Below are 26,030 nucleotides of genomic sequence, written 5' to 3' on the forward strand. Positions count from 1 at the left end.
CTATATTAAAAAAACCTGCCTTTACGATTATCAACCGGTAAATGGTATGTATTCAGTTCCAGATAAGCCTGGAATTAGGCAGGAATTAAGTCAAACAAATACTTAATTCAGAGGTATTTTTATAGAGGGTAACTGAAATAATATGAAATAAAATACTCTTCTTATGTAGGGGCTAGCGGAATTAATTTATATTGTTACTTTAGTCTCGTTTTTTTATTATAAGTCAACAACTTTGCTTAAATTATTGAAAAATACATACTTGTATTCAGGACATCTACCAAAATTATGTATTGCTGTCATTGACACTAAAAACATGAGATGGTACAATATCTAGTATATAAACATAACAATTACACTAAATGTAGTTTGCGGAGGTGGCTTAATGCAATTAGGTGAAAATGCAATTAAGGTATTAGAGAGACGATATCTAACTAAAGATATAGAGGGTAATGTAATAGAAACTCCTGAAGATATGTTTAAGAGAGTTGCAAAGCACATTGCTCAGGCAGATAAAATATATGATGAAAGTGCAGATATAGAAGATACAGAGAATGTTTTTCTTGATATGATGACTAATCTAGAATTTATACCAAATTCACCAACTCTTATGAATGCAGGAAGAGAATTAGGACAGTTATCAGCATGCTTTGTATTACCTATTGAAGATTCCATGGAAGGTATATTTGATGCCATAAAAAATGCGGCATTAATACATAAAAGTGGCGGAGGAACAGGCTTTAGTTTTACAAGATTAAGACCTAGAGGCTCATCAGTTAAGTCAACTGGAGGAGTAGCTTCAGGACCAATTAGTTTTATGAAGGTTTTTAATTCAGCAACTGAGGCAGTAAAACAAGGAGGAACACGAAGAGGAGCCAATATGGGAATCCTTAGAGTAGACCATCCTGACATAATGGAATTTATTAAATGTAAACAAGATACAAGTGAAATTACTAACTTTAACATAAGCGTTGGATTAACCGAAAAATTTATGGAAGCTGTAGAAAAAGGCGAAAGTTATGAATTAATAGATCCGCATACTAAGCAGCCAGTGAGTTCACTAAATGCAAAAGAAGTATTTGATAATATAGTTAGTATGGCTTGGAATAATGGAGAACCTGGAATAATATTTTTAGACAGAATAAATAAAGCTAATCCAACACCTGGATTAGGGGAGATGGAAAGTACTAATCCCTGTGGAGAGCAGCCATTACTTCCTTATGAATCTTGTAACTTAGGTTCAATTAATTTAGTTAAGATGATTAAGAAAAATGGCTTAAAATATGAACTAGATTATGCAAGACTTGGAGAAACAGTAGATAAAGCTGTACATTTTTTAGACAATGTAATTGATGTAAATAAATATCCACTAGAAGAAATAGATAATATGACTAAATCCACTAGAAAAATAGGCCTAGGAATAATGGGCTTTGCAGATATATTATTTTATTTAGGACTGCCATATAATTCAGATGAAGCTGTAGAATTAGCAGAAAAAATCATGGAGTTTATAGATAAAAGATCAAAGAAGAAGTCGTCTGAACTAGCTGCTCAGAGGGGGACTTTTCCTGCACACGAAAAAAGCATATTTAAGGCAAATGGTATTGAGCTAAGAAACTCCACTACTACTACAATTGCACCAACTGGAACTATAAGCATCATAGCAGGAGCTAGCAGCGGAATAGAACCATTATTTGCAATTTCATTTGTACGTAATGTAATGGATAATGACAAGCTTGTAGAGGTACATCCTTATTTTGAAGAAGTAGCAAAGGAGAGGGGATTTTATTCAGATGAGCTAATGGAGAGAATAGCTTCTGAGGGTACATTAGCACATATAGATGAGATTCCGGAGGATGTAAAGAATGTTTTTGTAACAGCACATGACATATCTCCTATATGGCATATAAAGATGCAGGCTGCCTTCCAAAACCATGTAGATAATGCTGTATCAAAAACCGTAAACTTTAAGCATGAAGCAACAAAAGAAGATGTTGAGGAAGTATATACTTTAGCATATAAGCTTGGCTGTAAAGGCGTTACTATCTATAGAGATGGCAGTAGACAAGATCAAGTGCTAAGTACGGCAAAAAAAGAAGAGTCAAAGAAAGATAAGGAACAGAATAATGAAAATGCCATAAAGCCTAGAATGAGACCTGCAATAACTCAAGGCATGACTGAAAAGGTTAGAATAGGCTGTGGCAACCTATATATTACTGTTAACTACGATGAAAACGGAATATGTGAAGTATTTACTAATGTAGGTAGAGCAGGAGGGTGTCCAAGTCAAAGTGAAGCCACAAGTAGATTAGTTTCAATAGCACTTAGATCAGGAATGGATGTTAAATCAGTGGTGGAACAATTAAAAGGTATTAGATGTCATTCAACTCTACGCCAAAGGGGTACTAATAAGGATATCAAGGTTCTTTCATGTCCTGATGCTATAGGTAAAGCACTAGAGAGAGTAATGAACACCTATGTAGATGAAGAGCATCCAACTGTAAATGATATAGCAATGGAGATTGAAAGAGAGACAAAGAATATTTCAGACTCATGCTGCTGTGCTCCTAATAATGAAATATTAGGAGAAGGTGAGATTTCAGTAAGCCTTGAAACAAAACCTCAATCAAAAGGCAACACATGTCCTGAATGCGGCAATGGTCTTGAACACGAAGGTGGATGTGTAATCTGCCGCAGCTGTGGGTTTTCTAAATGCGGTTAGAACTATAATGCTTGAAACTAGTATACAAAATAAAACCTGTTTTTAAAGTTAATTCTTAATAATAAGTATTATAAGCCATCTAAGAATATAGATATGAACTCTAATTCTAGATGGCTTTTTTATTGAAAAAGCATAATTATACAAAGAGAATTATGCTAAGGTACTAATGATAAAGTTCTATATATACTTCACTAATAAATCATTTAATTCTGCCATTATCTTTTTATTATTCAATTTTGCTGCTATAGGTGAAAATATATCTAACATTTGCTTTGCCTTATTTTTCTATGGCTTTCATTCATAAATTCAATTTTTTCATGTTATGAAGTTTCAAGGCTTTGTATTTTTACCAATTATTATCTTGACGTATAGAAATTATTTGATATAGTATAATTATGGTAATGAAAGAGAGGTATAATCTAATGTTTATTTACTAATCTATATTAGCATAACTGCTAAAGGGGCAAATAAAAGTCTTTGAAAGTGGCACTAAAAAGTAACCATTGATTTTGTTGCACATTTTGCTCTATGGATTAGTAATATTATACGTTTTAAGGTGTATAGTCGCTATTTTAGTGATAATATAGACATGTATTTTATTACGCAATCCATCCGAAAAAAGGAGGGATTTTTTTATTTTAGAGGCATGTTGCCTAGCTCATGATTTGTATGTTATGATGTCACTTTAATAAATATGATAAAAATGAGAGGTAATACATGGCTAAGAACTAAGGAAAAGGACATAATTCCTTATTAGACTATATTTAATATATACAAGACACAAATAATTAAATATAATAAATCTAAGGTTGTAAATATGGATTAGTCACAAAGATTTAATAGGAGGTTATACATGTCAAAGCAATTAAAAGCAGATATAGCACTATTACTCGTAACTATAGGATGGGGAGCCTCTTTTTTATTGATTAAAAGCTCATTGTCTGAATTAAGTACATTTAATTTTCTTGCTCTTAGATTTTCTATAGCTTTTATTTTATCCTTAATTGTTTTCTTCAAGAAAATAATTAAGGCTGATAAAAAAACTCTCAAACATGGAATAGTCTTAGGTATTGTAGTATATGCCACATATGGACTTCAAACAATAGGCCTTAATTATACTACAGCTTCAAAATCAGCATTTATAACAGGATTCAATGTAATATTAGTTCCAATATTTTCAACACTACTCATGAAAAAGCTTCCTGATAAAAAAGTATTTTTTAGTGTATTCATAGCATTTATAGGATTAGGGTTATTGACTTTAAATAAAAATGTATCAGGAATAAATATTGGCGATATATATACTTTTATATGTGCAATAACATGTGCAGTTCATATATTACTTATAGGAAAATATACAAAGGAATGTGATTCCGTTGCACTTGCAATTATTCAAATAGGAGTTTGTGCTATACTGAGTTTAATAACATCATTAACCTTTGAAAGTCCTATAATTCCATCAAACTATGATGTATGGATAAATATAATAATACTAAGCGTAGTCTGTACCTTGGGAGTTTTTATTGTTCAAAGTGTGGCACAAAAATATACTAGCCCTACCCATGCAGCATTAATATTTACGGGTGAGCCTGTATTTGCAGCTGTATTCGGATATATCATATTGGGAGAAGTACTGAGCAGTCAAGGCTTTATTGGAGCTATATTGATACTAATTGGGATGGTAATAACTGAAATAGATTTCAAAGTAGCTTTTAAGGAAGTCGCATAAGTTGTTTTATGAACAATGAGAATGGAAAATTAATAGTATAGCGTTAAGGGGGCCAAACATGTTAACTACAGAAAGATTAAAACTCATTCCTTTAACTGCTGATAATCTTAAGCTTTGCATAGAAAACAAATCCGAAATGGAAAAGAAATTAGGATTAGCTGTAACTGGAAAGCAGCTTACTGAAATGATGAAGGGGATATATCAAATAAAGATTGGCTGTATACGCAGAGATAGGGAGAATTTATTGTATTATACCTATTGGCAGATTGTGCCTAAGGATAAGAACTATATAGTTGGTGAAATTGGATTTAAGGATGCACCTAATAGCTTTGGAGAAATTGAAGTAGGCTATGGATTAGACCAAGAGCATAGGGGTAATGGATATATGACAGAAGCACTAATTGAACTTACAAAATGGGCATTTTCACAGACCGATATTAGTGCTATAATAGCAGTGACTCTAAATAATAATATTCCTTCTCATAGGGTCCTGACAAGAGCCGGTTTTATGATGCAGGGCTGTGATTATAAATATATCTATTGGAGATTAGAAAACAATAATAAATTTTCCCACAGATAAACAGGAGGTTTTGAAATGACTAAAAACGCTTTAGCAAGAGAATTGCTGTCTTGGATAAAAAGCATAGGGATTGCGTTTGTTTTAGCCTTGCTTATAAATGTATTTATTTTTGAAATGACTGGAGTAGATGGACCGTCTATGAATCCTACTCTAGAGCATGGAGATAGACTATTCGCAGTAAAAATCAATCAAATATTTAAAAATGTTCCTAAACGAGGATCCATAGTAATAGTAGACGGCAATACTATGAGAGATAGGACCTTAATGGATGAAGTTAAAGACAGTGCCATAGTAAGTACAATTTTAAGACGAAAAAATAGAGACTTACTTATAAAAAGAGTTATTGGTGTGCCTGGAGATGTATTGGAATTCAGAGATAATAGATTGTATAGAAATGGGGAATTATTAGAAGAAGATTATATACTGGAAGAGATGATTGTGGAAAATAAAAGTATAAAAGTTCCAGAGGATCATGTGTTTGTCATGGGTGACAATAGAAATAATAGTAGAGATAGTAGGTCTATAGGGCCTATTCCTTTGAAAAATGTAAGGGCAAAAGTAATTGTTAGATTATTTCCCTTTAATAAAATAGGCTTACTATAGAATAAAACCTGAATCTTAAGAGGTGAAATTACAGTGAAATATAAGGATTATTATGAATTGTTAGGAGTATCAAAAAGCGCAACTAATAGCGAAATAAAGAAGGCTTATAAAAAGCTAGCTAAAAAATATCATCCTGATTTAAATCCTGGAGATAAATCTGCAGAAGAAAAGTTTAAAGAAATAAATGAAGCCCATGAGGTTTTGGGCGATGAAGGAAAGAGAAAAAAATATGATACATTTGGCCAAAACTATAATTTTCAAAATGGAGCAGATTTTGATCCCTCTCAATATGGTTTTGGCAATGGTGGGTATCAATACTATTCAACAGGCAATGCTTCTGATTTTAGTGATTTTTTTAATATGTTTTTTGGAGGACATGGAGGAAGCAGAGCTTCAGGATTTGATTTAGGAAGCATGTTCTCAAATAGAAAAAGCAAAAGTGTCAAGGGTGAAGATGTTGAATCTGAAATAGAGATAAATCTATTAGAAGCATACGAAGGTGCAAGCAAGACTATAAGCATTAATGCGTTAGGAGAAGCCAAGACGATTTCAGTGAAAATACCTGCTGGCATACTTCCAGGGAAAAAGATAAAGATAAGAGAACAAGGCGGCAAAGGCTCAAAGGGTGGTAAAAATGGAGACTTATTATTAAAAATCAAAATTCAAGATGAGAAGGATTTAAAACTAGAAGGAATTGATTTGATAAAAGAACTATCGCTTACGCCGTGGGAAGCTGCTCTAGGCTGTGATGTGCTGGTAAAAGGGCTAAAAGATAAAGTAAGGATAAAAGTTCCAGTGGGAATACAAACTGATGAGAAAATCAAGCTTAAAGGCTTAGGATACAAGGATATGAATGGAAATAAGGGTGATATGTACGTAAGGATAAAAATCGTAAATCCACCACATCTAACTGATGAAGAAAAAGGGTTATATCAACGACTACAGGAGATTTCCACATTCAAACCTAGGGGATAGAAGCATTTTCTATCTCCTTGTTTTCATTTAAGCCGATTTTCTGAATGCTTCTATCAGAAATAAATTTGTGTTGCGAGACTGCGACTTTTTACATCGAAATGATAAATATGAAAAATAAGTAATTTATGATAAAATAATTTGTATACTGTAAATATATAACTGTTTTAAATACAACTGTATGTGAGGGATGTTCTAATGAATGATGAAAGATATGGAGCTATGACTGTTACCCAGATGCTAGATAGGTCTGTTTATTTGCATAAGAAAAATATAGGTGCATCTGCCCTGTATTTATTTGTTATGAGTATATTAATTTTAGTAATTGGATTTATTTTTTCTTTCATAATTTTATTGCCCTTTGGTGTTATGACGGTGCTGAATAATAACACATTTGAATTAGGATTTTTTATATCGATTTTTATGTTTGCATTAATCATAGCAGTACTATATTATTCCTTAGATGCAATTAGACAGAGCGGAATTATAGCCATAGGTTCAAATAGCTTTTTAGGTAAAAAAGTAGATGTGTCTGATGCTATTATGAGCGCTTTCAAAAATATTCTTAGGGTATTAAGTGTTGTAGTAGCTGGAGGCTTAATGTTTTCACCTGTTTTTTTAATCTGTGGAGGAGCTATTACTTCACTTTTATTGAATTATAAATATGGTACATGGGGACTTAATGCTGTAATTATTCTAATATCAATCATATTCATAGCTGCATTTATTTATTTTATGACAGTTCATGCATTTTCTGTTCAGATAGCAATTATTGAGAAAGCTTATTTTTTCAAGGCATTAAAAAAGAGCAGGAAGCTTGTAAAGGGCAGGTTCTGGAAGATTCTTGGCTGCTTTATATCAGCTACTCTATCTGTATTATTTATAAACCTTTCAATTTACGCTGTTTTTGCATTAATTGGCGGAATAATCTATGCTGTATTAGGGTCTTCAAATCTTAATGACGATTTGTCAGCCGTACTCTTAATGCTAGGAAACATAGTGAGAACACCGCTTCAGATACTAGTCTCTCTTTTTGTATCTCCTATAATTGGGATTTTTATGACAATCTTATACTATAACATGCGCTTTGAGAAAGAAGGCTATGATATAGAGCTTAATATTTCAAGACTTAAAAATTTGCAGTGAAGCAGAGAGGAAGAAAAACATGAACTTCATTTACTATATAAATGCTATGATTAGGAAAGATGAATTTGACAGGATAGTGAATCAAGTATTCAAAAAGCCAGAATATAGACGTTTGCGCGGTGACTATATAGATATAGCAGATAGAATAAGAAGTATAATAACAAAATGGGTAGAGGCTTGGCTCGAAAAGCTTTTTGATGCAGGAGATAAGCTAGGAACATCTGCGTTTGGAATATCTAACGTTATAGTTATTATAGGGTCTATAATTCTTGTAATCTTTGTAATTATATTGTTTTTATCTATAAGAAAAATTTTAGGAAAGAATAAAAAAGTTAAAACGATATATGGAGAAGAAATTAATTCAACAACTACAGCTGAGGGCCTAAGAATTAAGGCAGGAGAATATAAAAAGCATGGTGATTATAGAGAGGCTATTAGGATTGGATTTATTTCATTGTTATTGAAAATGAGCGAAAAAAGCCTTTTATATTTAGATGAGACAAGGACTAATAGTGAAATAACTGAAATACTAAAAAATATAGGCTTTAAATATACAGGACTTTTTCAAAGCCTAACATACTTATTTAATGAGGTATGGTTTGGTCACAAGAAAATCTATGAAGATGAGTATATCTTGTGGGAAAAAAAGATGGATGAGCTGTGGAATGGGGTGTTGTGTATTGAAAACAAAGGATAAAAGAAACTTAATCATTTTGTTCATACTCCTTCCAGTATTTCTGTGGTTGACCTTAACCTTTACAGATGATAATGAGAAGACTTTTAAGCCCTATTCAATATTGAACAAGGGCAAGGAAGGAGCCAGTATAATATATGAAGTACTTACGGAACTGGGATATACTACCGATCTTGTTCTAACAGAGGTTAATTCTCAAGACATAAATACAGCACAAATAGTCATAGAGCCTAAGAGTCCTTATAGGCTGGAATTAGATCAGGACAGCATAAAGAATTGGATTGGAAGTGGTGGAACCCTTATATATCTAACACCTACATGGGGGGAATTAGAGCTTGACTATGGAGAAGAGATAGATAGTTATGATTCAAATGAGTTAAGTCATGCCAAAACCTATTCTTATAATAAGGGGTCATTAATCATAGGAGATCCAAAGATTCTAAGCAATAAAACATTAATGACTGATACTGATGGGGCGTACTGGATTATCACACAATTAGAAAATAAAAATATAGATGGCATTTGTTTTAATGAGTACTACCATTATTTTGAGGGACATAGGCCTTCATTGTGGAGAGATATACCAACAGGGATTAAAATTGTTATATATCAGATTATTTTAGTTATAGCAATTATTATTTATTATTATGGGAAACGATTTGGAAAAGTAGTTCCTCTTTATGATGAAGTTGAAAGAATTGAAAATGAATATATATATTCAGCAGCATCTCTTTTTAAAAAGAGAGAATTAAGAGAAGATGTAATTTTAAGTTTTTATAATGATTTTTTGTATTCATTCCAAGATGGCATTGGATATAAAAACATAGGAGGAGCTGAAAATTGGGTTGAAGTTTGGGAGCAGGAAAAGCTGTCAAATGTCGAAGCTGCAAAAAAATTATATGGATTTATTGATACTATGAAGGATGCAAAAAAAATAAGTTCAAAGGAGATGCTTGAAATCATAGGCATAATTGAGCAACTGAAAAAAATTGCTGTTAAAGGGAGAGAAGTTCATTGGAAAGAGCAGAAAAAGGATATACAAAGTATATAGTAGATAAAATTAAAAATGAAATAGCCAAGGTAATAGTTGAGCAGGAAGAAATGCTTAAATTTTGTATGGTTGGGCTTTTTTGTGGAGGTCACGTACTTTTAGAGGGAGTACCAGGCCTTGCAAAAACTCTAATGGTTAGGACACTGGCTAAGACAATGAGTGTAGATTTTAAAAGAATCCAGTTTACACCGGATTTAATGCCTTCTGATGTTACAGGAACTAAGATATTCAACATGCAGACTAGGGAATTTGAGCTAAAGAAGGGACCTATATTTACTAATTTTCTACTGGCTGATGAAATCAATCGTACTCCTCCAAAGACACAGGCAGGTCTATTAGAAGCCATGGAGGAGCAGGCAGTGACAATAGATGGAGAAAATATTCACCTACCATCCCCGTATATGGTTTTCGCTACACAAAACCCACTGGAATATGAGGGAACCTATCCACTGCCAGAGGCATTACTGGATAGATTTTTAATGAAGATTTTAATAGACTACCCGTCTTCTCAGGCTGAAAAAGCAGTATTAGAAAGATATCATGAAGGCTTTAATAGCATAGATTTAGATAACTCGGGAGTAGAGGCAGTTTGCAGCGGAGAGGATATATTAAGATGCAGGGAAGAAATCAAAAAGGTCCAAGTAGACAATAGTATTTTTGACTATATAATACAAATTGTCAGAGAAACTAGAAGCTATTCCTCTATTGAAGTGGGAAGTAGTCCAAGAGGCTCTATTGCATTATTACAGTCTGCGAAGGCCTATGCAGTAATAGAAGGAAGAGATTATGTGATACCTGAAGATATAAAGACAGTAGCATACCCTGTACTTAGGCATCGTATAGCCCTAAGACCAGAGCTTACTATCGAGGGAATAAAGGAAGATAAGATTATAGATAATATTTTAATACAAATTAAGGTGCCAAGATAATTTTAACTATAGTTAGACACATCCATAAGGTAATTATAATCAGGATTTTTAAAAAATACTAAAGGAACATTTGCAGAATATGAAACAGCCTGTCATTCTGAACGTAGTGAAGAATCTAATAAGAGATACGTTCGCTTCGCTCAGTATGACATAATGGCACTTTATTTCAGTCCTGTATACCAGAAAGGAAGGTGAACCATATGACAATCACAAAGCGTTTCATACTACTAATAGGTCTTGGGATTATATTAACTTTTATTGCTTATTTCTTTGGCTTAGCACTAACTACATTTATACTATACAATATAATCTGCTTTTCCTTATTAATCATTGACTACATGATTTCACCTTCTCCAGATTCATTTGAAATAGAGAGATTAAACGGTGAAAAGCTATCTCTGTTTGAAAATGAAAAGATAGGGATAAGCGTATACAATAAAAGCGATAAAAAAATATATGCTGAAATAAAGGATGAAGTGCCTGATTTTCATTTTGACATTCAAAACTCAGCCATAGACAAATATATAGCTCCCCATGGAAAAGAAGTATTTGAATATGAGATTGTACCTAAAAAAAGAGGAGCATTTAAATTTGGTAAACTCCATATGAGATATGATGGGCAGCTTAAGCTGTGTAGGAAACAGTTCAGCTCAAATATAGAAAAAGAATATAAGGTATATCCGAATCTTAAGGATCTAAGAAAGCATAAGTTAGCAGCTTATAACAGTTTAATATATAAAGATGGTAGAAAGAGGCTTAGAATTTTAGGTAAAGGTACTGAGTTTGAAAGTCTAAGGGAGTACGTTTCTGGAGACGAATATAGGAAAATCAACTGGAATGCTACTGCGAGAGAAAATAAACCTATAGTAAATCAGTACGAGCCTGAAAAAAATCAGCATGTATATGTGCTAATAGATGCTGGAAGGCCTATGAGCTATTCTATAAGAGGCCACAGCAAACTTGACATTGCCATCAACACAGGACTTATTCTATGTGATATAGTAAATCAAAATGGTGATCAATCAGGTCTAATGGCGTTTAACACAGACATAGAGGCTTTCATTCCTCCAGGAAAGGGGAGCGGCCATAGAAATAGGCTCATGGAGGCACTCTACCATATAGAGCATAGTAAATCTACATCTAATTATGAGGAAGCCTTTTACTTTTTTAAAGAAAAAGAAAGGCGAAGAAGCCTGATATGTTTGTTTACAGACTTTGATACTATAGAAGAAGCTGAGGATATGATTAGAGTTCTTCCAGCAATATTAAAAAACAATATAGTAATTATAGTACTTATCAATGATGAGAAGCTTGAAAAGATTGTCTCAAAAACTGTGAAAAAGGAAGAGGAGGCATATATAAAATCTATTGCTATTGAAATGCTTAAGGATAGGAAAAAATTGATAAGTCTTCTTAATACTAAAGGGATAATGTGTATTGAATGTGAGCCCGAAAAGATTACATCTGATGTGATAAATAAATATATATATGCAAAAAATCGGATGCACTTCTAGAAGTCTAATGAGAGAGCTTGTTCCGTTATACTGAGCATTGGCGAAGGATCTCAAACCGAGATTCTTCGCTTGCCCAGAATGACAATTTTAATAATAACACCTTTTTAGCCTTCTAAACCTTTGATATTTGCTCTTAAATACGGTATTGCAAAATAAGCAATGATCATTATCAAAGTAAGACCTGCAAATATTAGCTTATAAACAGGAGAGATATTTATAGGAGTAAAGAAGCCTTCAATAATTCCAGCAATTATAAGAAAGATTATTACGCCCAGCATTAGGCTTATAGCTTCTTTAGCACCCTTTATAATGGAATGCCTTCTAGAATATTCCCTTGGAATTAAAATAGAGCGAGCTAGCATGAATCCAGCACCTCCAGCTATAAAAATGGCTGTAAGCTCTAATATTCCATGAGGTAGTATTAAAGACCAATATCCTATTGGGTTCCCATTATGATATACTAAGCCTGTAAGAGCACCTAGCAGTGCACCATTTGAGAAGAGAATATAAAAGGTTCCTATACCTAGAGTAATGCCTAATACAAAAGCCTTAAAGGCTACGGAGATATTATTTGTCATTATATAGCTCGACATGACTGGATAATCCCATTGATTAGATGCATCCATGTTCCAATTAACGCCTTCTATCATTTCTTTAGGCATAAAATAGGCCGCGTTTTGAGGATTATTAGCTACTAGCAGCCAGCTAAGAGCAAAGCTAAATAAGAAAATTGCTGTAGCAATCAATATATAATTTTTATATTTCTTAATATTATAAGGAAGGTCAAAGCTGAAAAAACTACCTACCTCAGAAAAATCATATTTTTTAACAGAATATATATGATTATGTGAATTAGCAACTAATGAATTAATATATGGTATTACTTCACTGCCAGGGTAGTGGGTCCTTGCATAAGCCAATTGATGACTTGATTGCCGGAAAAGGTATAGATAATGTTTAAGCTGCTTAGAATCAAGATGTTTAATACCTTTTTTGTCTATTAGTTCAGTAAGATTTTTAAATTCTGTCCACAATGGGGAATTTTTCGCAATAAATTGTTCAATATTCAATATTTTTCACCTCTAAAGCTATTGTATCAGATAAAAGAGATTACAGAAAGGAGCGAAATAATGAAAACCATTAAAGTCACTACACCAGAGAATATAGAAGTGGAGTATACACTTGCGGCATTGGGCTCACGTACTGCTGCTGCTGGTATTGATGTTTTAATTCAGATGGTTTTAATAGGAGCAATATTGATTACAGTGCTACTTATGGGACTTACGCCAGCTGAGCTTTATGATAGATACAAAAGCTGGGTAATAGCAATATCCTTGCTTTTAATATTCATAATTAACTATGGATATTTCATAATCTTTGAGATGATTATGAATGGAAAAACACCTGGGAAAAAGATATTTGGTCTGCGTACCATAAGGACTAACGGGCAGCCCATAGCATTTAAGCACTCGGTTATAAGAAATTTATTTCGCATTATAGTAGATATATATGGTGTAGGTGTAATATTAATCTTCTTTACAGAGTCTCATAAAAGATTAGGGGATTATCTAGCATCTACCATAGTAGTTGCAGAAGAAAAAAGAGAAGCCATATATGATATTAAGCTAGAAAATGAAAAAGTGAATTATAAGTATTCTCTATCTCATGAAGAATACCAGCTTCTAAGAGAATATTTCAAAAGAAGGGATTCTCTAGGAGAAAAGAGTAATAGAATAGAAAAAGAACTGGGAGAATACTTTGTAGATAAATATAAAATTGAGTGGCCTGACTACAGCTATAATAAGCTGTTGGTTGAATTACTTAATGGAATTGTGTAAGAAGTACAATAGGAATATTAATTGCACTTCTAAGACTTAAAATAAATCTAATTGCGAGGGAGAGAAGTATGGATAAAGAGCCTATTATAACAATAAAAGATTTAAGAATGAATTATGGAGATGGTGAAGATATTTTGAAAGGGATAAATCTAGAGGTTTATCCAGGACAGATAATAGGATATATAGGTCCCAATGGAGCAGGAAAAAGTACAACAGTTAAAATACTACTGGGGATAATAAATCAATATAGAGGAGAAGTAAAAATATTTGGAAATAATATATTAGAGGATAGAGTGGAGTATAAAAAAAGAATTGGTTATGTTCCTGAAACAGCAGAAATATATGAAAATCTAACTGCTCATGAATATTTGACATTTCTAGGAGAAATATATGATATGGATAATGAAAAGGTAAATGAAAAGGCACAAAGGCTTATGGAGCTGTTTGGGATAAAAGAGCATTATTATTCCAGAATATCTTCCTATTCAAAAGGAATGAAACAAAAGCTATTGATAATTGCCAGCATGATTCACAACCCAGATATATTATTTTTAGATGAACCTTTAGGTGGACTTGATGCTAACAGCGTTATGATATTTAAAGAGGTTCTGGCATTATTAGCTGAGCAGGGTAAAACCATATTCTATTCATCTCATATCATGGAGATAGTAGAAAAGATAAGCGATAGAATACTCCTTATAAATAATGGGCAAATAGTTGCAGATGGTACTTTTGAGGAATTGAAGGAAAAGAGCATGGAAGGCTCTCTTGAGCAGATATTTAATCAGCTTACTGGATTTACTAAGCACAAAGAAATAGCTAATGAGTTTGTATCTCTTCTAGAGGAGGTATAAAATGAGGAAGTTTAAATCTTTAAAAATTCTTGATAAATTTAGCTTTTTATTTGAAAAAATGGGAGTAAATTATAAGGTCATGCGTTCGATTCTGGAGATCAAGCTGACCATGGATGAAAGAAGAGTACCAGTGGCATTAGGAAATACTAATAATAAGGATAAAGATGACAACTTATTTAAAAAATCCTTGATTTCTTATGGAATAATGGGTTTATTCATAATGTTTTTCATAATTGTTCCTATTCCAATATATGCAGGTATGAGTATAAGCTTTGGAATGCTGATGTTTATGCTGCTAACCACAATGATAGCAGACTTTTCATCAGTTTTGCTGGATATCAAGAGTAAAAACATTCTTTTATCGAGGCCAATAGACGAGAAGACCTATAATATGTCAAAAATAGTTCATATATTCATATACATGTTTACAATTACAGTAGTAATGGCAGGACCTTCTCTAATTGCGGGAACCATAAAACATGGAATACTATTTTTCCTAATATATTTTATAGAGCTAATACTTATTGCTGGATTAGTAGTTTTCTTAACATCATTGCTATATAGCCTTATTCTTAAATATTTTGACGGTGAAAAGCTAAAGGATATTATAAATTATTTTCAAATAATCCTTTCCATAATAATGATTGTAGGATATCAGTTAATAGGGCGAATGTTTAACTTGATAGATGTAAAAATCGTTGCAAATCCTAAATGGTGGAATTTTTTGATTCCTCCTGCGTGGTTTGCAGCACCATTTGAAGTCTTTATAAACAGCAATTATAAAGGATGGTATGTGTACTTAAGCCTAGTGGCTCTAATAATACCTATACTTTCCTTATTAATTCATTCAAAAGTGGTAATGCCAAGTTTTGAAAGCAATCTTTTAAAGCTAAATAGCAGCGGTGAAAAAGGCAGCTCTTCTGCAGAGAGAAAACAAAAACTTCACAAAAAAATCGCAGGCTTCTTTTGCTTTAATAAAACAGAGAGAACTTTTTTTAGATTTTCACAAAACCTATTATCAAATGAGAGAAAGCTTAAGCTTAAGGTATATCCAACATTAGCTTTTGCTGCTGTTTTTCCCTTCTTAACCTTACTTAACTATGTTAGAAGAGGAACCACATTTGCAGAAATACTTTCTTCATTAAGTCAAGGGAAAGCATATCTTGGGTTATATCTAAGCATATTTATGTTAAGTAGCACTGTTATGCTCATAGAGTTAAGTGAGAATTATAAAGGAGCTTGGATATATAAAGCTTTACCAATAGAATCACCAGAATTTATCTACAAGGGAGCTATTAAGGGATATATTTTTAAATATTGCGTAGGTATTTTGTCATTTGTCAGTTTGATATTTCTAATTTTATATAAATTTAGTATAATACTTGATGTAGTGCTAATGTTTATCAATATGATGCTTATAATAGCCATAATGTTTAAAAGTGGGAGAAAAAGACTTCCCTTTAGTGAGAATATAGATAAAATAGAAAAGCAAAACACGGGCTCCTTCTTATTATTGCTGCTGATTATTGGAGTAACCGCTGGACTTCATTTTCTTACGAGGATCAATACATTAATATTTTATGCTTATATAGTAGCAGCGTTAATAGCTACAATAATTATGTGGAGAAAAGTTTTTAAGGTTAATTGGGAAGCATTTAATTAACTTAAACTTAACCTTAAATTGAGGTGATTTAATGAGTAAATTAGCTGGAAAAGGCTGTGAGACAGTAATACCGTCTTCAGATAGAAAACCATTAGAAGAGATAGAAAGAAGTATAATAAAAAAATATAGAAAGCAAATATGGTCAAAGTTCATTAAAGCCGTAAAGGATTATAGCTTAGTAAATGAAGGAGATAGAGTTGCAGTTGCCATATCTGGAGGAAAGGACAGCCTTCTAATGGCAAAGCTGTTTCAAGAGCTTAAAATGCATGGAAATGTTCAATTTGAAGTGGAATATATAGCAATGGATCCAGGCTATCATTCTGACATTAAGGAGCTTTTAATAGAGAATTGTAAGTATTTAAATATACCTATTCATATTTTTGAATCTGGCATATTTGAAATAGCCGACAAAATGGCACAGGACTATCCTTGCTATATGTGTGCAAGGATGAGAAGGGGAGCATTATATAATAAGACTAAGGAATTAGGCTGCAATAAACTAGCACTAGGGCATCACTTTAATGATGTAATAGAAACCACATTACTGAATGTACTATATGCAGGTAATTTTAAGACTATGCTTCCAAAGCTTAAGGCAGCCAATTTTGAGGGTATAGAGCTTATCAGGCCGCTGTACTATATTGAAGAAGCTAGTATTAGACGCTTCATCGAATATAGCGGTATCTGGCCTTTAAATTGCGCATGTATGGTAGCTGCTGAGAGGATAGGAAATAAACGATATGAGATTAAGGATTTAATAGAAGAGCTTAAAAAGAATTTTGCTAATGTAGATAAGTCTATATTCAAGGCAGCAGAAAATGTAAACATGAACTCCATACTAGGCTGGGAAAAAGATGGAGAAAAACATTCATATTTAGATTTTTTTGAGTAATTGATGGTCTCAGACTACTCTCTGTTACATCATGTTACCTGTAGATTACTTTAAGGGGGAATGAAGTATGGATAAAAATACAATGTTTGTTATTGATGAAAGAGTTAAAAGGACCATTGCAAATTTAGAAAAAAATGACATGAACGGATATTATGTCCAAACAGAAGAAGAGGCTCTTGAAAAAGTGAAGGAGCTAATATCAGAAGGAGATACAGTATCTGTTGGTGGTTCAATGACACTCTTTGAAACAGGTGTTATTGAGTTGCTTAGAAGTGGTAAATACCAATTTCTTGATAGATACAAGGAGGGTCTAAGCCCTTCTGAAATAAAAGAAGTATTTAGGAAGAGCTTTTTTGCAGATGCATATTTTACGGGAACAAATGCAATTACTGAAAATGGTGAGCTCTATAATGTAGATGGCACTGGTAATAGAGTAGCAGCCATGTTATATGGACCAGAAAAAGTAATAGTAATAGCAGGCAGAAATAAAATAGTAAAGGATTTAGACCAAGCTATCCTAAGGGTTAAGGAGACAGCTGCTCCTGCAAATAATGTAAGACTCAATAAGAATAATCCTTGTACTAAGACCGGATATTGTATGGACTGCAAGCAGGAAAGCAGAATATGCAATGAATACACAGTAATCAAAAGACAAAGCGATAAAAATAGGATTCATGTAATCATTATCAATAAAGAATTAGGATATTAAAAAATCTTTAAAAATAAAAAGTCTGCAAAATTGTTTTTTACAAAATTGCAGACTTTTTTGTATAGATAGCTTTTTAAAATTATTTTAAAGCATTGGTAAGATTTATTTAAAAGCTTGGCTTCTCTATCCTATTTCCAGCTACATATCTTTCAACTATATTCCTATCATCGCCTAGATAAATGAATCTTTGTAGACGTTCCTCAAGAGTTAGGTTATCACCAAGAAAGCTAGAATCATCTATTACAAGAGCATCAAACTCGTATCCCTCTTCAAAGCTTCCTACTTTACCAAAGAATTTGCCTCCACCCTTAGTACCTAGATAGAATACCTCTGAGGTTGTGAGAGGGGCAAGCTCCTTGTTAGTTTCGAGCCATTTAATTTTAGAAATTTGAGCAGCAATTGCCATTACACTTGGAATAGACATTTTATGTCCACCACTTATATCTGAGCCTAACCCAACATTTACACCTTTATCAAGAAAGTGTCTAACAGGCATTATTCCACTAGACAGATTTAAATTAGAATATGGACAATGTGCAGCATAAACCTCATTATTCCTCATTAGGATAACTTCTTCTTCAGTATTGTATATACAGTGAGCCATTATAGTAGGCTTTTGACCAAACAGACTATAACAGTCATATACATCTGCATAATTTCCATGCTCTGGATGCAGCTCTTTAACCCATTCAACCTCACCCATGTTTTCAGAAAGGTGGGACTGTATAGGTACATCAAATTCATTTGCCATTTTACCAAGTTCTTCGAGTATTCCTGCAGAGCAAGTAGGTACAAATCTAGGAGTGATAATTGGTTTAACATGCTCTGATTTATTTACATGTGTCTCTAAGTATTCTCTTGTATCTTTTAATGATTGCTGAGTATCCTCTATTATGATATCAGGACAATTTCTGTCCATATTTACTTTACCTACATAAGCACCTAGTCCTGCTTTTACAAGTAAATCAAATAATAGGGCTGTGGCTTCCTTATGAACACTTGCAAAGATAACTGCACGCGTAGTTCCATTTTTCCAAAGCTCCTCTACAACTCGGGAATAAACCTTTTTTGCATAGCCTGTATCCTTGTACTTTGCTTCTTCTGGGAAAGTGTATTCTTCAAGCCAAGGAAGCAGCTCTTTATCAAGGCCTAATCCAGCGTTAGGAAATTGCGGCGCATGCAAATGTAGATCAACAAATCCAGGAATGATTATTCTATTGCCAAAATCTTTAACTGAAATGTTTTTATATTCATCAGGTATTTTCGATACTACCTTCTTCACTATGTTATTTTCAACGATTATGAAACCATTTTCCACTGTATTGAATCTCTCAGGTGATTCTGTAAAGATTACATGTCCTTTATAGATTTTAATACTGTCTTCCTTTAGCTTTTGGTTCATAAAACCAGCTCCTTACTAATAATAATTTTATTTATTATTATGTTTCTAGCTTAATTATACCCTATTTAATATGGATGATTCAAGAAATGGAGTTATATATGCCAAGGCATTGAAAACACACGTATAGGATCACCTTTTTCCTAAATATTCATTATATATAGATAATAGACAAAAAAATTCAAAAAAAACTAGTGAAATACTTACAAATAGCCTTGTTGCCTATTATAAGCCTTTTAGCCAGAATTTATTATTTTATTCATGAGATTATCTTTGAAGGAATATAGCAAAAGTTGTAGAATTTATACTAAACGTAACCTCGTAGCAACTGTTATTAGCCAGTATAGTAGATAAATTAGATCATATGTTTTATTCAGCTATTTAAAGCTCTAGATGAGGTGAAAACCTCCTCGGATAAGACATAACTTAGTGCATAAGGGGGGAAAAAGTTGGGAGACATAATAATACAAAAAGTTGTCACAAAAAAGCATGAAAAAAATTTCATCAGATTTCTTTGGGAAATTTATGCTGATGATGAATGTTGGGTACCACAATTAATATCTGATTACAAAAAAACTATAAGAGGTAAAAACAACTCATTAGTACAAAGTGGCCCGTTTGAACATATAATTGCCTATAGAAATCATGAAATCTGTGGTAGGCTATGCGTAGGCATCAATGAGGAACTAAATAATGCCAAAAATTATAAGGAAGGATATATTTCTTTATTTGAGTGCATCGATGACTATAAAGTTGCTAAGGAAATGTTTAACTACGCTAGCAATTGGCTTAGTGAAAGGGGAATGGAGAGAATTATTGGACCAATATCACTTCCAAATGGTGATGACAATAGAGGACTTATAATAGATAATTTTACTGATCCGACACTTGTAATGAATACATATAATAAAAGCTATTATAGAGAGTTTTTTGAGAAGTATGGGTTTTATAAATATTGGGATTGCTATGCATATCGTTATGATATAGAAGATGAAATAGAAGATAGATATAGAAAATATGTGCCCTATGCAATGGAAAAATATAAGTTTAGAGTAGATAAAATAGACTTGAAAAATATAGAGAAAGAGATGAAGGATGTAAAGCAAATAATAGATGAGGCTATGCCAAAGGAATGGGATGATTTTATACCTCCCACAGATGAAGAAATAGAGATTATAGGGAAAAGCTTAGTACCCGTAGCAGACCCAGACCTAATTTACATAGCTAGAACAGAAGAAGGAAAGCCAATAGGCTTTAATATAGCTTTACCTGACTATAATCAAGTGCTGAAAAAAATGAATGGAAGGCTTTTTCCAATAGGGTTTATAAAGTTTCTTTATTATAAGAAAAAAATAGACAGGGCAAGACTGTTTGTATTATTCGTTATACCAGAGTATAGAAGAAAGGGAGTACCTTCAGCTATTTATTTGAATTTATTTGATTCAGCTAAAAAGAAAGGCTATAAATATGGTGAAGGCTCTACTGTATGGGAATATAACAAGATTATGCAGAGAGACATAGAAAAGTTTGGGGGTAAGATATATAAGACCTATAGAATTTATAAAAAGGACTTATAGATGTTCAATTGGCGTATTATTTATATACAATACTGTTAAAATATGTGTCTGATTTTAAGACAGTGTACAAATTGTAAACAAAATTTAATCCCCAATAATTTAGAATGAGGTTACATGATATTATTGCAATGAGCTTATAATTAAGGCTACTATAATATTTTTTAACAAAGTGTACTATTATTTGCACACTTATATTAAGTTGTTAAATTGAAAATCAGAATTCAGCAATTTATCCTTGGAATTGTGTATAAAATGCTAAATAAATAAAGTTATAACTGAATCAGTATTGTCATTTTGTTAATGATAATACTGATTTTCTACATATATTGACAAATAAAGACAAAATAATAAATATATCCTCACCTATTTAGAAAAATGGCATGGAAATTGCTTTGATTTTTTACAAGGCTCTAGACTATAAAGTAAAAAATAAAAAACGAAAAGAAAAATAGGGAGGTTTTTATTTTGAAAAAAGCATTATCTTTGTTACTTGTGATAACGTTTTCATTATCACTGTTCCTAGCTGGTTGTACAGGTAATACAAATAAGCCAGCTCAAACACCACCGACAAATGAGGAGAATGGAGCAAATGGAGGGACAGAATCAAAGGATCCAATTATAATTGGAGCTCTTACATCCTTAAGTGGAGCTTTACAAGATTATGGCAAGCAAAATAAACAGGGCTTTATGCTAGGACTAGAGTATGCTACTAATGGAACTATGGAAGTAGCAGGCAGACCAATTGAAGTTATATGGGAAGATACTACTAACGTACCTGATGTAGCAAGAGAAAGGGCACTAAAACTACTAGACAAAGACAAAGTTGATATATTAATGGGTTGTGCTTCATCCTCAGATGCAGCAGCTATATTAGACCTTGCAAAAGAATTTAAGACTATTTACGTAATTGAGCCTGCAGCAGCAGACTTTTTAACTGGAGATAGCTGGAACAAGTACATATTCCGTACAGGGAGAAACTCTGCACAGGACGCAGCTGCTATGGCAGATGTAATTATAAATAGCAAGGCTGGTGCAAGGGTTGCTACATTAGCACCAGACAGTGCATTTGGCCGTTCTATGGTTGATCCAATTGTTAATGAATTAATTGAACGTGGAGGAGAACTAGTACATCAAGAGTTTCCACCAGCAGAAACAACAGACTTTTCTCCATATATTATGAGAATTAGAGAAGCTAAACCTGACTATTTATATGTTATTTGGGCAGGAGCCAATAATCCTTGGTCACAATTAATGGAATTTAAACTTGAAAGCTATGGAATTAAAGTAACTACAGGTGCACCAGAAATAGCTGCTTTAAAGAGTATGACTCCAATGATAGGAATGCAAGGATTTAGCGTATATCACCATACTCTTCCTCAAAACAATCCAGCTAATGAGTGGCTGATTAAGGAAATGAAGGCAAGATATGATGAAGTTCCAGATTTATTTACACCAGGTGGTATGTCTGCCGCTATAGCAATTGTTACAGCTCTAGAGAAAACAGGCGGAAATACTGACTCAGAGGTATTAATTGAAACAATGGAGGACATGGAATATGAAAGCCCAACTGGAAAGAGATATTTCCGTAAGGAAGACCATCAATCAATACAACCACTATATGAAATAATACTTAGAGAAGTAGAGGGTGTAGATTATCCAGTGCCAGAATTTGTTCGTGAGATTCCAGCAGAAGATATTGCACCTCCTATAACAGCACCAGGTAGATAAAAGTACAAGCCAATATTAAAAGATATATACGGTCAATTATAGAAAGGATGTATATAATGGGTGAAACATTAATTAAAACTGAAAAATTAGGCATAAGTTTCGGAGCCCATAAAGCAGTATACAACGTGGATCTCGAATTAGAGAAAAATGTGTTTACTACCATCCTCGGTCCAAATGGAGCAGGTAAGACAACCTTATTTAATTTAATAAGTGGTCTTTTAAAACCAACAGATGGGAAAATATATTTTAAAGGGACGGACATCACTAGTCTGTCCCCTATTGACCGAGTTAAGATGGGCATGGGTCGATCATTTCAATTGACAAATGTTTTTCCAAGTCTAACAGCATATGAGAATGTTAGATTATCTATGCAAGCACGTGAAAACATTGGTTACAAGATTTTTACTGACCATAGAAAATTTAAGCAGTTGAATAAGAAAACAGATGAGATACTAGAGAGAATATTGTTAATAGACAAAAAAGACTTTAGAGCAAGTGAATTAAGTCATGGTGAGCAAAGAAAACTGGAGTTGGGCATGGTTTTAGCTCTTGAACCAGAAGTTTTATTATTAGATGAACCTACTGCTGGTATGGCCATAGAAGAAGTGCCAACAATGATAGATATTCTTCAGGATACGAAGAAACAAGGAACTACTATAATTCTAATTGAGCATAAAATGGATATGGTGAAGACGTTATCGGATAAATTGATTATCATAGTAAATGGCATGAAGCTAATAGAGGGAGACCCAGAGACTGTTTCAAAGGACCCTGAAGTACTAAAAGCATATTTGGGAGGAGGGGTTCTAAATGACATCAATTCTTAAAGTAGAGGATTTAGTTTCGTATATTGGACTATATACAATACTTCAAGGAGTAAATGTAGAGGTTGAAAAAGGAGAGGCTATTGCAATACTGGGGAGAAATGGTGCAGGAAAAACCACTTTTCTAAAATCTATTATGGGATTAGTAAATACAAGAAGTGGATCAATTTTGCTAGAAAATGAATCCTTAGTAGGTATGCCAACTTATAATATAGCCAAGAAGGGAATAGGATATGTTCCTGAAGACTACGGAGTATTTGATGAATTGACTATAGAGGAAAATCTGAGATTGTCCGTTCGAAAGGATACTAATGATGGGAAGGACAGGATAGCTAAAGTATTTGATTTATTTCCAGACTTAAAAATTGCTTATAAGAGATTAGCCAAGACTCTTAGTGGCGGTCAGCGACAAATGTTATCTATATCAAGATCATTAGTCAATGATAACAAGATAATCTTAATTGATGAGCCTAGTAAAGGGCTAGCACCTGTTATCATTGAAAGCCTTGGTCTGGCTCTAAGAGAAATTAGCAAGGAGAGTACAATTCTATTAGTGGAGCAAAACTTTTCTTTGGCTTGTGCTGTAGCATCCAGGTACTACATTATTGATGAAGGAAAAACAGTGCTTAATGGAACTATTAAAGACTTAATCAAGGATAAAGAGCTACAAGCAAAGCACCTTGGTATTTAGAGGGAGAGGATACTATGGATATTTTCTTAACACTTATAATCAACGGTTTGTCAGAGGGAGCATTGATTTTTTTAATGGCCTCAGGTTTATCTATTATTTGTGGTTTAATGGGAGTTGTAAATTTCTCTCATGGTACCTTGTTCATATGGGGTGGATATACCTTTGTATGGATTTATAAGATGACCAATAGCTTTGTATTAGGGATACTAGTAGCTGTTATCTCTGTATTCCTGTTAGGAATAATTTTTGAAAGGTTTTTTGTCAATAAAGTGTATGGAAATGCACCGGCACAGATACTGATAACACTAGGACTCCAGATTATATTCACAGATTTAGTGCGTTTATTCTGGGGAGCTACACCAATTGCAGTAGGCAGACCAGCATATTTGGCAGGGACTACTATAATCGGCGGAGTTACTATAGTTCATTATAGGATATTTCTAATTGTTGTAGGGCTAATAGTGGCATTTGCTGTTGGCTATATATTAAATAATAGTAAGGCTGGTATGGTAATAAGAGCAGGAGTTCAAAGGCCAGATATGGTTCAGGCATTGGGAATTAATATAAAGCTATACTTTACATTAGTATTTGCAGCAGGAGCTGCATTAGCAGGACTAGGAGGTGCTCTTTATGCTCCTTTAGTAGGAAATGTAGTATCTACAGCAGGAGCTTATAATCAGATATTAGCCTTTATTGTGGTAGTTATAGGAGGACTAGGAAACTTTGTTGGTACAGCAAAAGGGTGTATTTTCCTAGGTATAATGGGATCCTTTGTTGCCTGGTTCGCTCCGCCTCTAGCTGTTGTAGCTAATGTTGGTTTGATGGCAGTAGTATTAGCCCTTAAACCAGAAGGATTATTTGGAACGGCGGTGAAGAAATGAAAACATTGGGAAAAGACATAGATAGAAGAGGTTCAATAGCTTTAATCGTTTTATTTATTATTTTGTTAATAGTTCCAAAGTTTTCTTCATATACTTCTTTAAATCTTTTTACAAGAATATATATTTTGTCAGTGTATGCTATGAGTTATGATATACTAAGAGGGTATACAGGTTTTATAAACTTAGGACATGCTGCTTTCTTCGGAGGAGGAGCATACATAGGAGGAATACTCTTTAAACAACTTCAACCAACCTTCCCAGTATTTTTACTAGCAATTATAGTGACGGTAATATATTCATCATTAGGTGCCTATCTTATGGGAAAAATCTCATTAAGAAAGGGTGGTAGTGTACTTACTGCTACGATGATAACGTTAGCACTAGGAGAAATAGTAAGAAATACTGCAGAAAAATGGAGAAGTGTTACAAATGGAGCAGATGGGCTTACATTTGAAATTCCAGGTTTTTTTCAAAATAGGTTTGCATACTATTATGTTGCCTTAATATTTTTAGTTGTAATGGCAATAGCTTTGAGAAAATTTATTATGTCTCCTGCTGGAAGAGTATTGCTTGCTATTCGTGAAAATGAGCAAAGAGTAGAATTTTTAGGATATAATGTTGAAAAATATAAATTGATTTCCTTGCAAGTTGCAGCTATTGCTGGAGGACTTGCAGGGATAATGTTTGGAATATTCAATAGATTTGCTAATACAGAGCTATTGAGCACAAATCAAACAATAAATGCATTATTATATACATTAGTTGGTGGCACTGGAACACTATATGGTGGAATTGTCGGCAGCACAGTAGTAAATCTATTCCAGAACTTTTTATTAAATCTTCGTCATATACATCCTATTTTTGAAAGATGGTTAATATTTTCAGGTGCTTTATATGTTGTAGTAGTTTTATTTATGCCAAAGGGTATAGTTGGTCTATGGCTTCAATATTTTGAAAACAAGACTAGAAAAAAACGAAAAGTACTAGAGTTAGAAAAAAGTTCTAGTAAACAATCTGTCTGAAAATACAAAATGAGG

General features: G+C 33.1%; 23 protein-coding genes. 21 read left to right on the plus strand and 2 right to left on the minus strand.

From position 1 onward, the window contains the following. Positions 1-382 precede the first annotated feature (382 nt). From QO263_RS05050 to QO263_RS05095, 10 genes are all read left to right on the plus strand, one after another. Positions 383-2,719, plus strand: a complete 2,337-nt coding sequence (locus QO263_RS05050) for a vitamin B12-dependent ribonucleotide reductase (RefSeq protein ID WP_285627159.1) — start codon at positions 383-385, stop codon at positions 2,717-2,719. An 853-nt stretch (positions 2,720-3,572) separates the two neighbouring features. Beyond that, positions 3,573-4,448 (plus strand): DMT family transporter, encoded by an 876-nt coding sequence (locus QO263_RS05055; protein ID WP_285627161.1) that lies wholly within the window; start codon positions 3,573-3,575, stop codon positions 4,446-4,448. 58 nt (positions 4,449-4,506) lie between these two features. Continuing rightward, positions 4,507-5,028, plus strand: a complete 522-nt coding sequence (locus QO263_RS05060) for a GNAT family N-acetyltransferase (RefSeq protein ID WP_285627163.1) — start codon at positions 4,507-4,509, stop codon at positions 5,026-5,028. Positions 5,029-5,043: 15 nt separating this feature from the next. Then, positions 5,044-5,631, plus strand: a complete 588-nt coding sequence (lepB, locus tag QO263_RS05065; RefSeq protein ID WP_285627165.1) for a signal peptidase I — start codon at positions 5,044-5,046, stop codon at positions 5,629-5,631. Between the two features lie 33 nt (positions 5,632-5,664). Further along, positions 5,665-6,606: a DnaJ C-terminal domain-containing protein gene (locus QO263_RS05070; RefSeq protein WP_285627167.1), complete on the plus strand. Its 942-nt coding sequence runs from the start codon at positions 5,665-5,667 to the stop codon at positions 6,604-6,606. Between the two features lie 195 nt (positions 6,607-6,801). Then, entirely contained in the window at positions 6,802-7,749 is a 948-nt protein-coding gene (locus QO263_RS05075) for a glycerophosphoryl diester phosphodiesterase membrane domain-containing protein (RefSeq protein ID WP_285627169.1), read from the plus strand. Between the two features lie 19 nt (positions 7,750-7,768). Then, positions 7,769-8,446 (plus strand): hypothetical protein, encoded by a 678-nt coding sequence (locus QO263_RS05080; protein WP_285627171.1) that lies wholly within the window; start codon positions 7,769-7,771, stop codon positions 8,444-8,446. Further along, on the plus strand, positions 8,430-9,494 hold the full coding sequence (locus QO263_RS05085; RefSeq protein WP_285627173.1) for a hypothetical protein: 1,065 nt from the start codon (positions 8,430-8,432) through the stop codon (positions 9,492-9,494). Before QO263_RS05080 ends, QO263_RS05085 begins: the two co-directional genes overlap by 17 nt. Next, the gene (locus QO263_RS05090) at positions 9,458-10,423 is read left to right on the plus strand and encodes an AAA family ATPase (protein WP_285627175.1); all 966 of its coding nucleotides are present in this window, start codon (positions 9,458-9,460) and stop codon (positions 10,421-10,423) included. Before QO263_RS05085 ends, QO263_RS05090 begins: the two co-directional genes overlap by 37 nt. Before the next feature lie 200 nt (positions 10,424-10,623). Further along, a complete protein-coding gene (locus tag QO263_RS05095) occupies positions 10,624-11,937 on the plus strand; it encodes a DUF58 domain-containing protein (protein ID WP_285627177.1) in 1,314 nt (437 codons plus the stop codon). A gap of 104 nt (positions 11,938-12,041) precedes the next feature. Here the strand turns inward: QO263_RS05095 and QO263_RS05100 are convergent, their stop codons facing one another. Further along, complete coding sequence (locus QO263_RS05100) at positions 12,042-13,007, minus strand: stage II sporulation protein M (RefSeq protein ID WP_285627179.1); 966 nt, start codon at positions 13,005-13,007, stop codon at positions 12,042-12,044. 60 nt (positions 13,008-13,067) lie between these two features. On the opposite strand from QO263_RS05100, the gene QO263_RS05105 reads away from it, so the two are divergent. From QO263_RS05105 to QO263_RS05125, 5 genes are all read left to right on the plus strand, one after another. After that, positions 13,068-13,775: an RDD family protein gene (locus QO263_RS05105; protein WP_285627181.1), complete on the plus strand. Its 708-nt coding sequence runs from the start codon at positions 13,068-13,070 to the stop codon at positions 13,773-13,775. Between the two features lie 68 nt (positions 13,776-13,843). After that, a complete protein-coding gene (locus QO263_RS05110) occupies positions 13,844-14,629 on the plus strand; it encodes an ABC transporter ATP-binding protein (protein ID WP_285627183.1) in 786 nt (261 codons plus the stop codon). Position 14,630: 1 nt separating this feature from the next. Then, the gene (locus tag QO263_RS05115) at positions 14,631-16,292 is read left to right on the plus strand and encodes an ABC-2 family transporter permease (RefSeq protein ID WP_285627184.1); all 1,662 of its coding nucleotides are present in this window, start codon (positions 14,631-14,633) and stop codon (positions 16,290-16,292) included. A 31-nt stretch (positions 16,293-16,323) separates the two neighbouring features. Then, positions 16,324-17,184: a tRNA 2-thiocytidine biosynthesis TtcA family protein gene (locus QO263_RS05120; RefSeq protein ID WP_285627186.1), complete on the plus strand. Its 861-nt coding sequence runs from the start codon at positions 16,324-16,326 to the stop codon at positions 17,182-17,184. 67 nt (positions 17,185-17,251) lie between these two features. Further along, a complete protein-coding gene (locus QO263_RS05125; RefSeq protein WP_285627188.1) occupies positions 17,252-17,893 on the plus strand; it encodes a lactate utilization protein in 642 nt (213 codons plus the stop codon). Positions 17,894-17,999: 106 nt separating this feature from the next. On the opposite strand, the gene guaD is transcribed toward QO263_RS05125, so the two are convergent. After that, on the minus strand, positions 18,000-19,295 hold the full coding sequence (gene guaD, locus QO263_RS05130; RefSeq protein ID WP_285627190.1) for a guanine deaminase: 1,296 nt from the start codon (positions 19,293-19,295) through the stop codon (positions 18,000-18,002). Between the two features lie 446 nt (positions 19,296-19,741). On the opposite strand from guaD, the gene QO263_RS05135 reads away from it, so the two are divergent. The 6 genes from QO263_RS05135 (at position 19,742) to QO263_RS05160 (ending at position 26,015) form a co-directional block, all read left to right on the plus strand. Continuing rightward, positions 19,742-20,869, plus strand: a complete 1,128-nt coding sequence (locus QO263_RS05135; protein WP_285627192.1) for a GNAT family N-acetyltransferase — start codon at positions 19,742-19,744, stop codon at positions 20,867-20,869. Positions 20,870-21,334: 465 nt separating this feature from the next. Next, the gene (locus QO263_RS05140; RefSeq protein WP_285627194.1) at positions 21,335-22,597 is read left to right on the plus strand and encodes a substrate-binding domain-containing protein; all 1,263 of its coding nucleotides are present in this window, start codon (positions 21,335-21,337) and stop codon (positions 22,595-22,597) included. Positions 22,598-22,653: 56 nt separating this feature from the next. Then, positions 22,654-23,424 carry an ABC transporter ATP-binding protein gene (locus QO263_RS05145; RefSeq protein ID WP_285627195.1) on the plus strand — a complete coding sequence of 257 codons (771 nt, stop codon included), beginning with the start codon at positions 22,654-22,656 and terminating at the stop codon, positions 23,422-23,424. Then, positions 23,408-24,112 (plus strand): ABC transporter ATP-binding protein, encoded by a 705-nt coding sequence (locus QO263_RS05150; RefSeq protein WP_285627197.1) that lies wholly within the window; start codon positions 23,408-23,410, stop codon positions 24,110-24,112. Before QO263_RS05145 ends, QO263_RS05150 begins: the two co-directional genes overlap by 17 nt. A gap of 14 nt (positions 24,113-24,126) precedes the next feature. Further along, positions 24,127-24,993 carry a branched-chain amino acid ABC transporter permease gene (locus tag QO263_RS05155; protein ID WP_285627200.1) on the plus strand — a complete coding sequence of 289 codons (867 nt, stop codon included), beginning with the start codon at positions 24,127-24,129 and terminating at the stop codon, positions 24,991-24,993. After that, on the plus strand, positions 24,990-26,015 hold the full coding sequence (locus QO263_RS05160; protein WP_285627204.1) for a branched-chain amino acid ABC transporter permease: 1,026 nt from the start codon (positions 24,990-24,992) through the stop codon (positions 26,013-26,015). Before QO263_RS05155 ends, QO263_RS05160 begins: the two co-directional genes overlap by 4 nt. Positions 26,016-26,030: the final 15 nt, after the last annotated feature.

The organism is Proteiniborus sp. MB09-C3 (genome assembly GCF_030263895.1).
Taxonomy (GTDB): domain Bacteria; phylum Bacillota; class Clostridia; order Tissierellales; family Proteiniboraceae; genus Proteiniborus.

Bases quoted from the DNA above. Each gene is read 5' to 3' on its own strand.
- QO263_RS05115 (WP_285627184.1), top strand. From the start codon at position 14,631: ATGAGGAAGTTTAAATCTTTAAAAATTCTTGATAAATTTAGCTTTTTA.
- QO263_RS05050 (WP_285627159.1), top strand. From the start codon at position 383: ATGCAATTAGGTGAAAATGCAATTAAGGTATTAGAGAGACGATATCTA.
- QO263_RS05150 (WP_285627197.1), top strand. From the start codon at position 23,408: ATGACATCAATTCTTAAAGTAGAGGATTTAGTTTCGTATATTGGACTA.
- QO263_RS05160 (WP_285627204.1), top strand. From the start codon at position 24,990: ATGAAAACATTGGGAAAAGACATAGATAGAAGAGGTTCAATAGCTTTA.
- lepB (WP_285627165.1), top strand. From the start codon at position 5,044: ATGACTAAAAACGCTTTAGCAAGAGAATTGCTGTCTTGGATAAAAAGC.
- QO263_RS05120 (WP_285627186.1), top strand. From the start codon at position 16,324: ATGAGTAAATTAGCTGGAAAAGGCTGTGAGACAGTAATACCGTCTTCA.
- QO263_RS05105 (WP_285627181.1), top strand. From the start codon at position 13,068: ATGAAAACCATTAAAGTCACTACACCAGAGAATATAGAAGTGGAGTAT.
- guaD (WP_285627190.1), bottom strand. From the start codon at position 19,295: ATGAACCAAAAGCTAAAGGAAGACAGTATTAAAATCTATAAAGGACAT.
- QO263_RS05080 (WP_285627171.1), top strand. From the start codon at position 7,769: ATGAACTTCATTTACTATATAAATGCTATGATTAGGAAAGATGAATTT.
- QO263_RS05110 (WP_285627183.1), top strand. From the start codon at position 13,844: ATGGATAAAGAGCCTATTATAACAATAAAAGATTTAAGAATGAATTAT.
- QO263_RS05095 (WP_285627177.1), top strand. From the start codon at position 10,624: ATGACAATCACAAAGCGTTTCATACTACTAATAGGTCTTGGGATTATA.
- QO263_RS05075 (WP_285627169.1), top strand. From the start codon at position 6,802: ATGAATGATGAAAGATATGGAGCTATGACTGTTACCCAGATGCTAGAT.
- QO263_RS05055 (WP_285627161.1), top strand. From the start codon at position 3,573: ATGTCAAAGCAATTAAAAGCAGATATAGCACTATTACTCGTAACTATA.
- QO263_RS05145 (WP_285627195.1), top strand. From the start codon at position 22,654: ATGGGTGAAACATTAATTAAAACTGAAAAATTAGGCATAAGTTTCGGA.
- QO263_RS05155 (WP_285627200.1), top strand. From the start codon at position 24,127: ATGGATATTTTCTTAACACTTATAATCAACGGTTTGTCAGAGGGAGCA.
- QO263_RS05060 (WP_285627163.1), top strand. From the start codon at position 4,507: ATGTTAACTACAGAAAGATTAAAACTCATTCCTTTAACTGCTGATAAT.
- QO263_RS05125 (WP_285627188.1), top strand. From the start codon at position 17,252: ATGGATAAAAATACAATGTTTGTTATTGATGAAAGAGTTAAAAGGACC.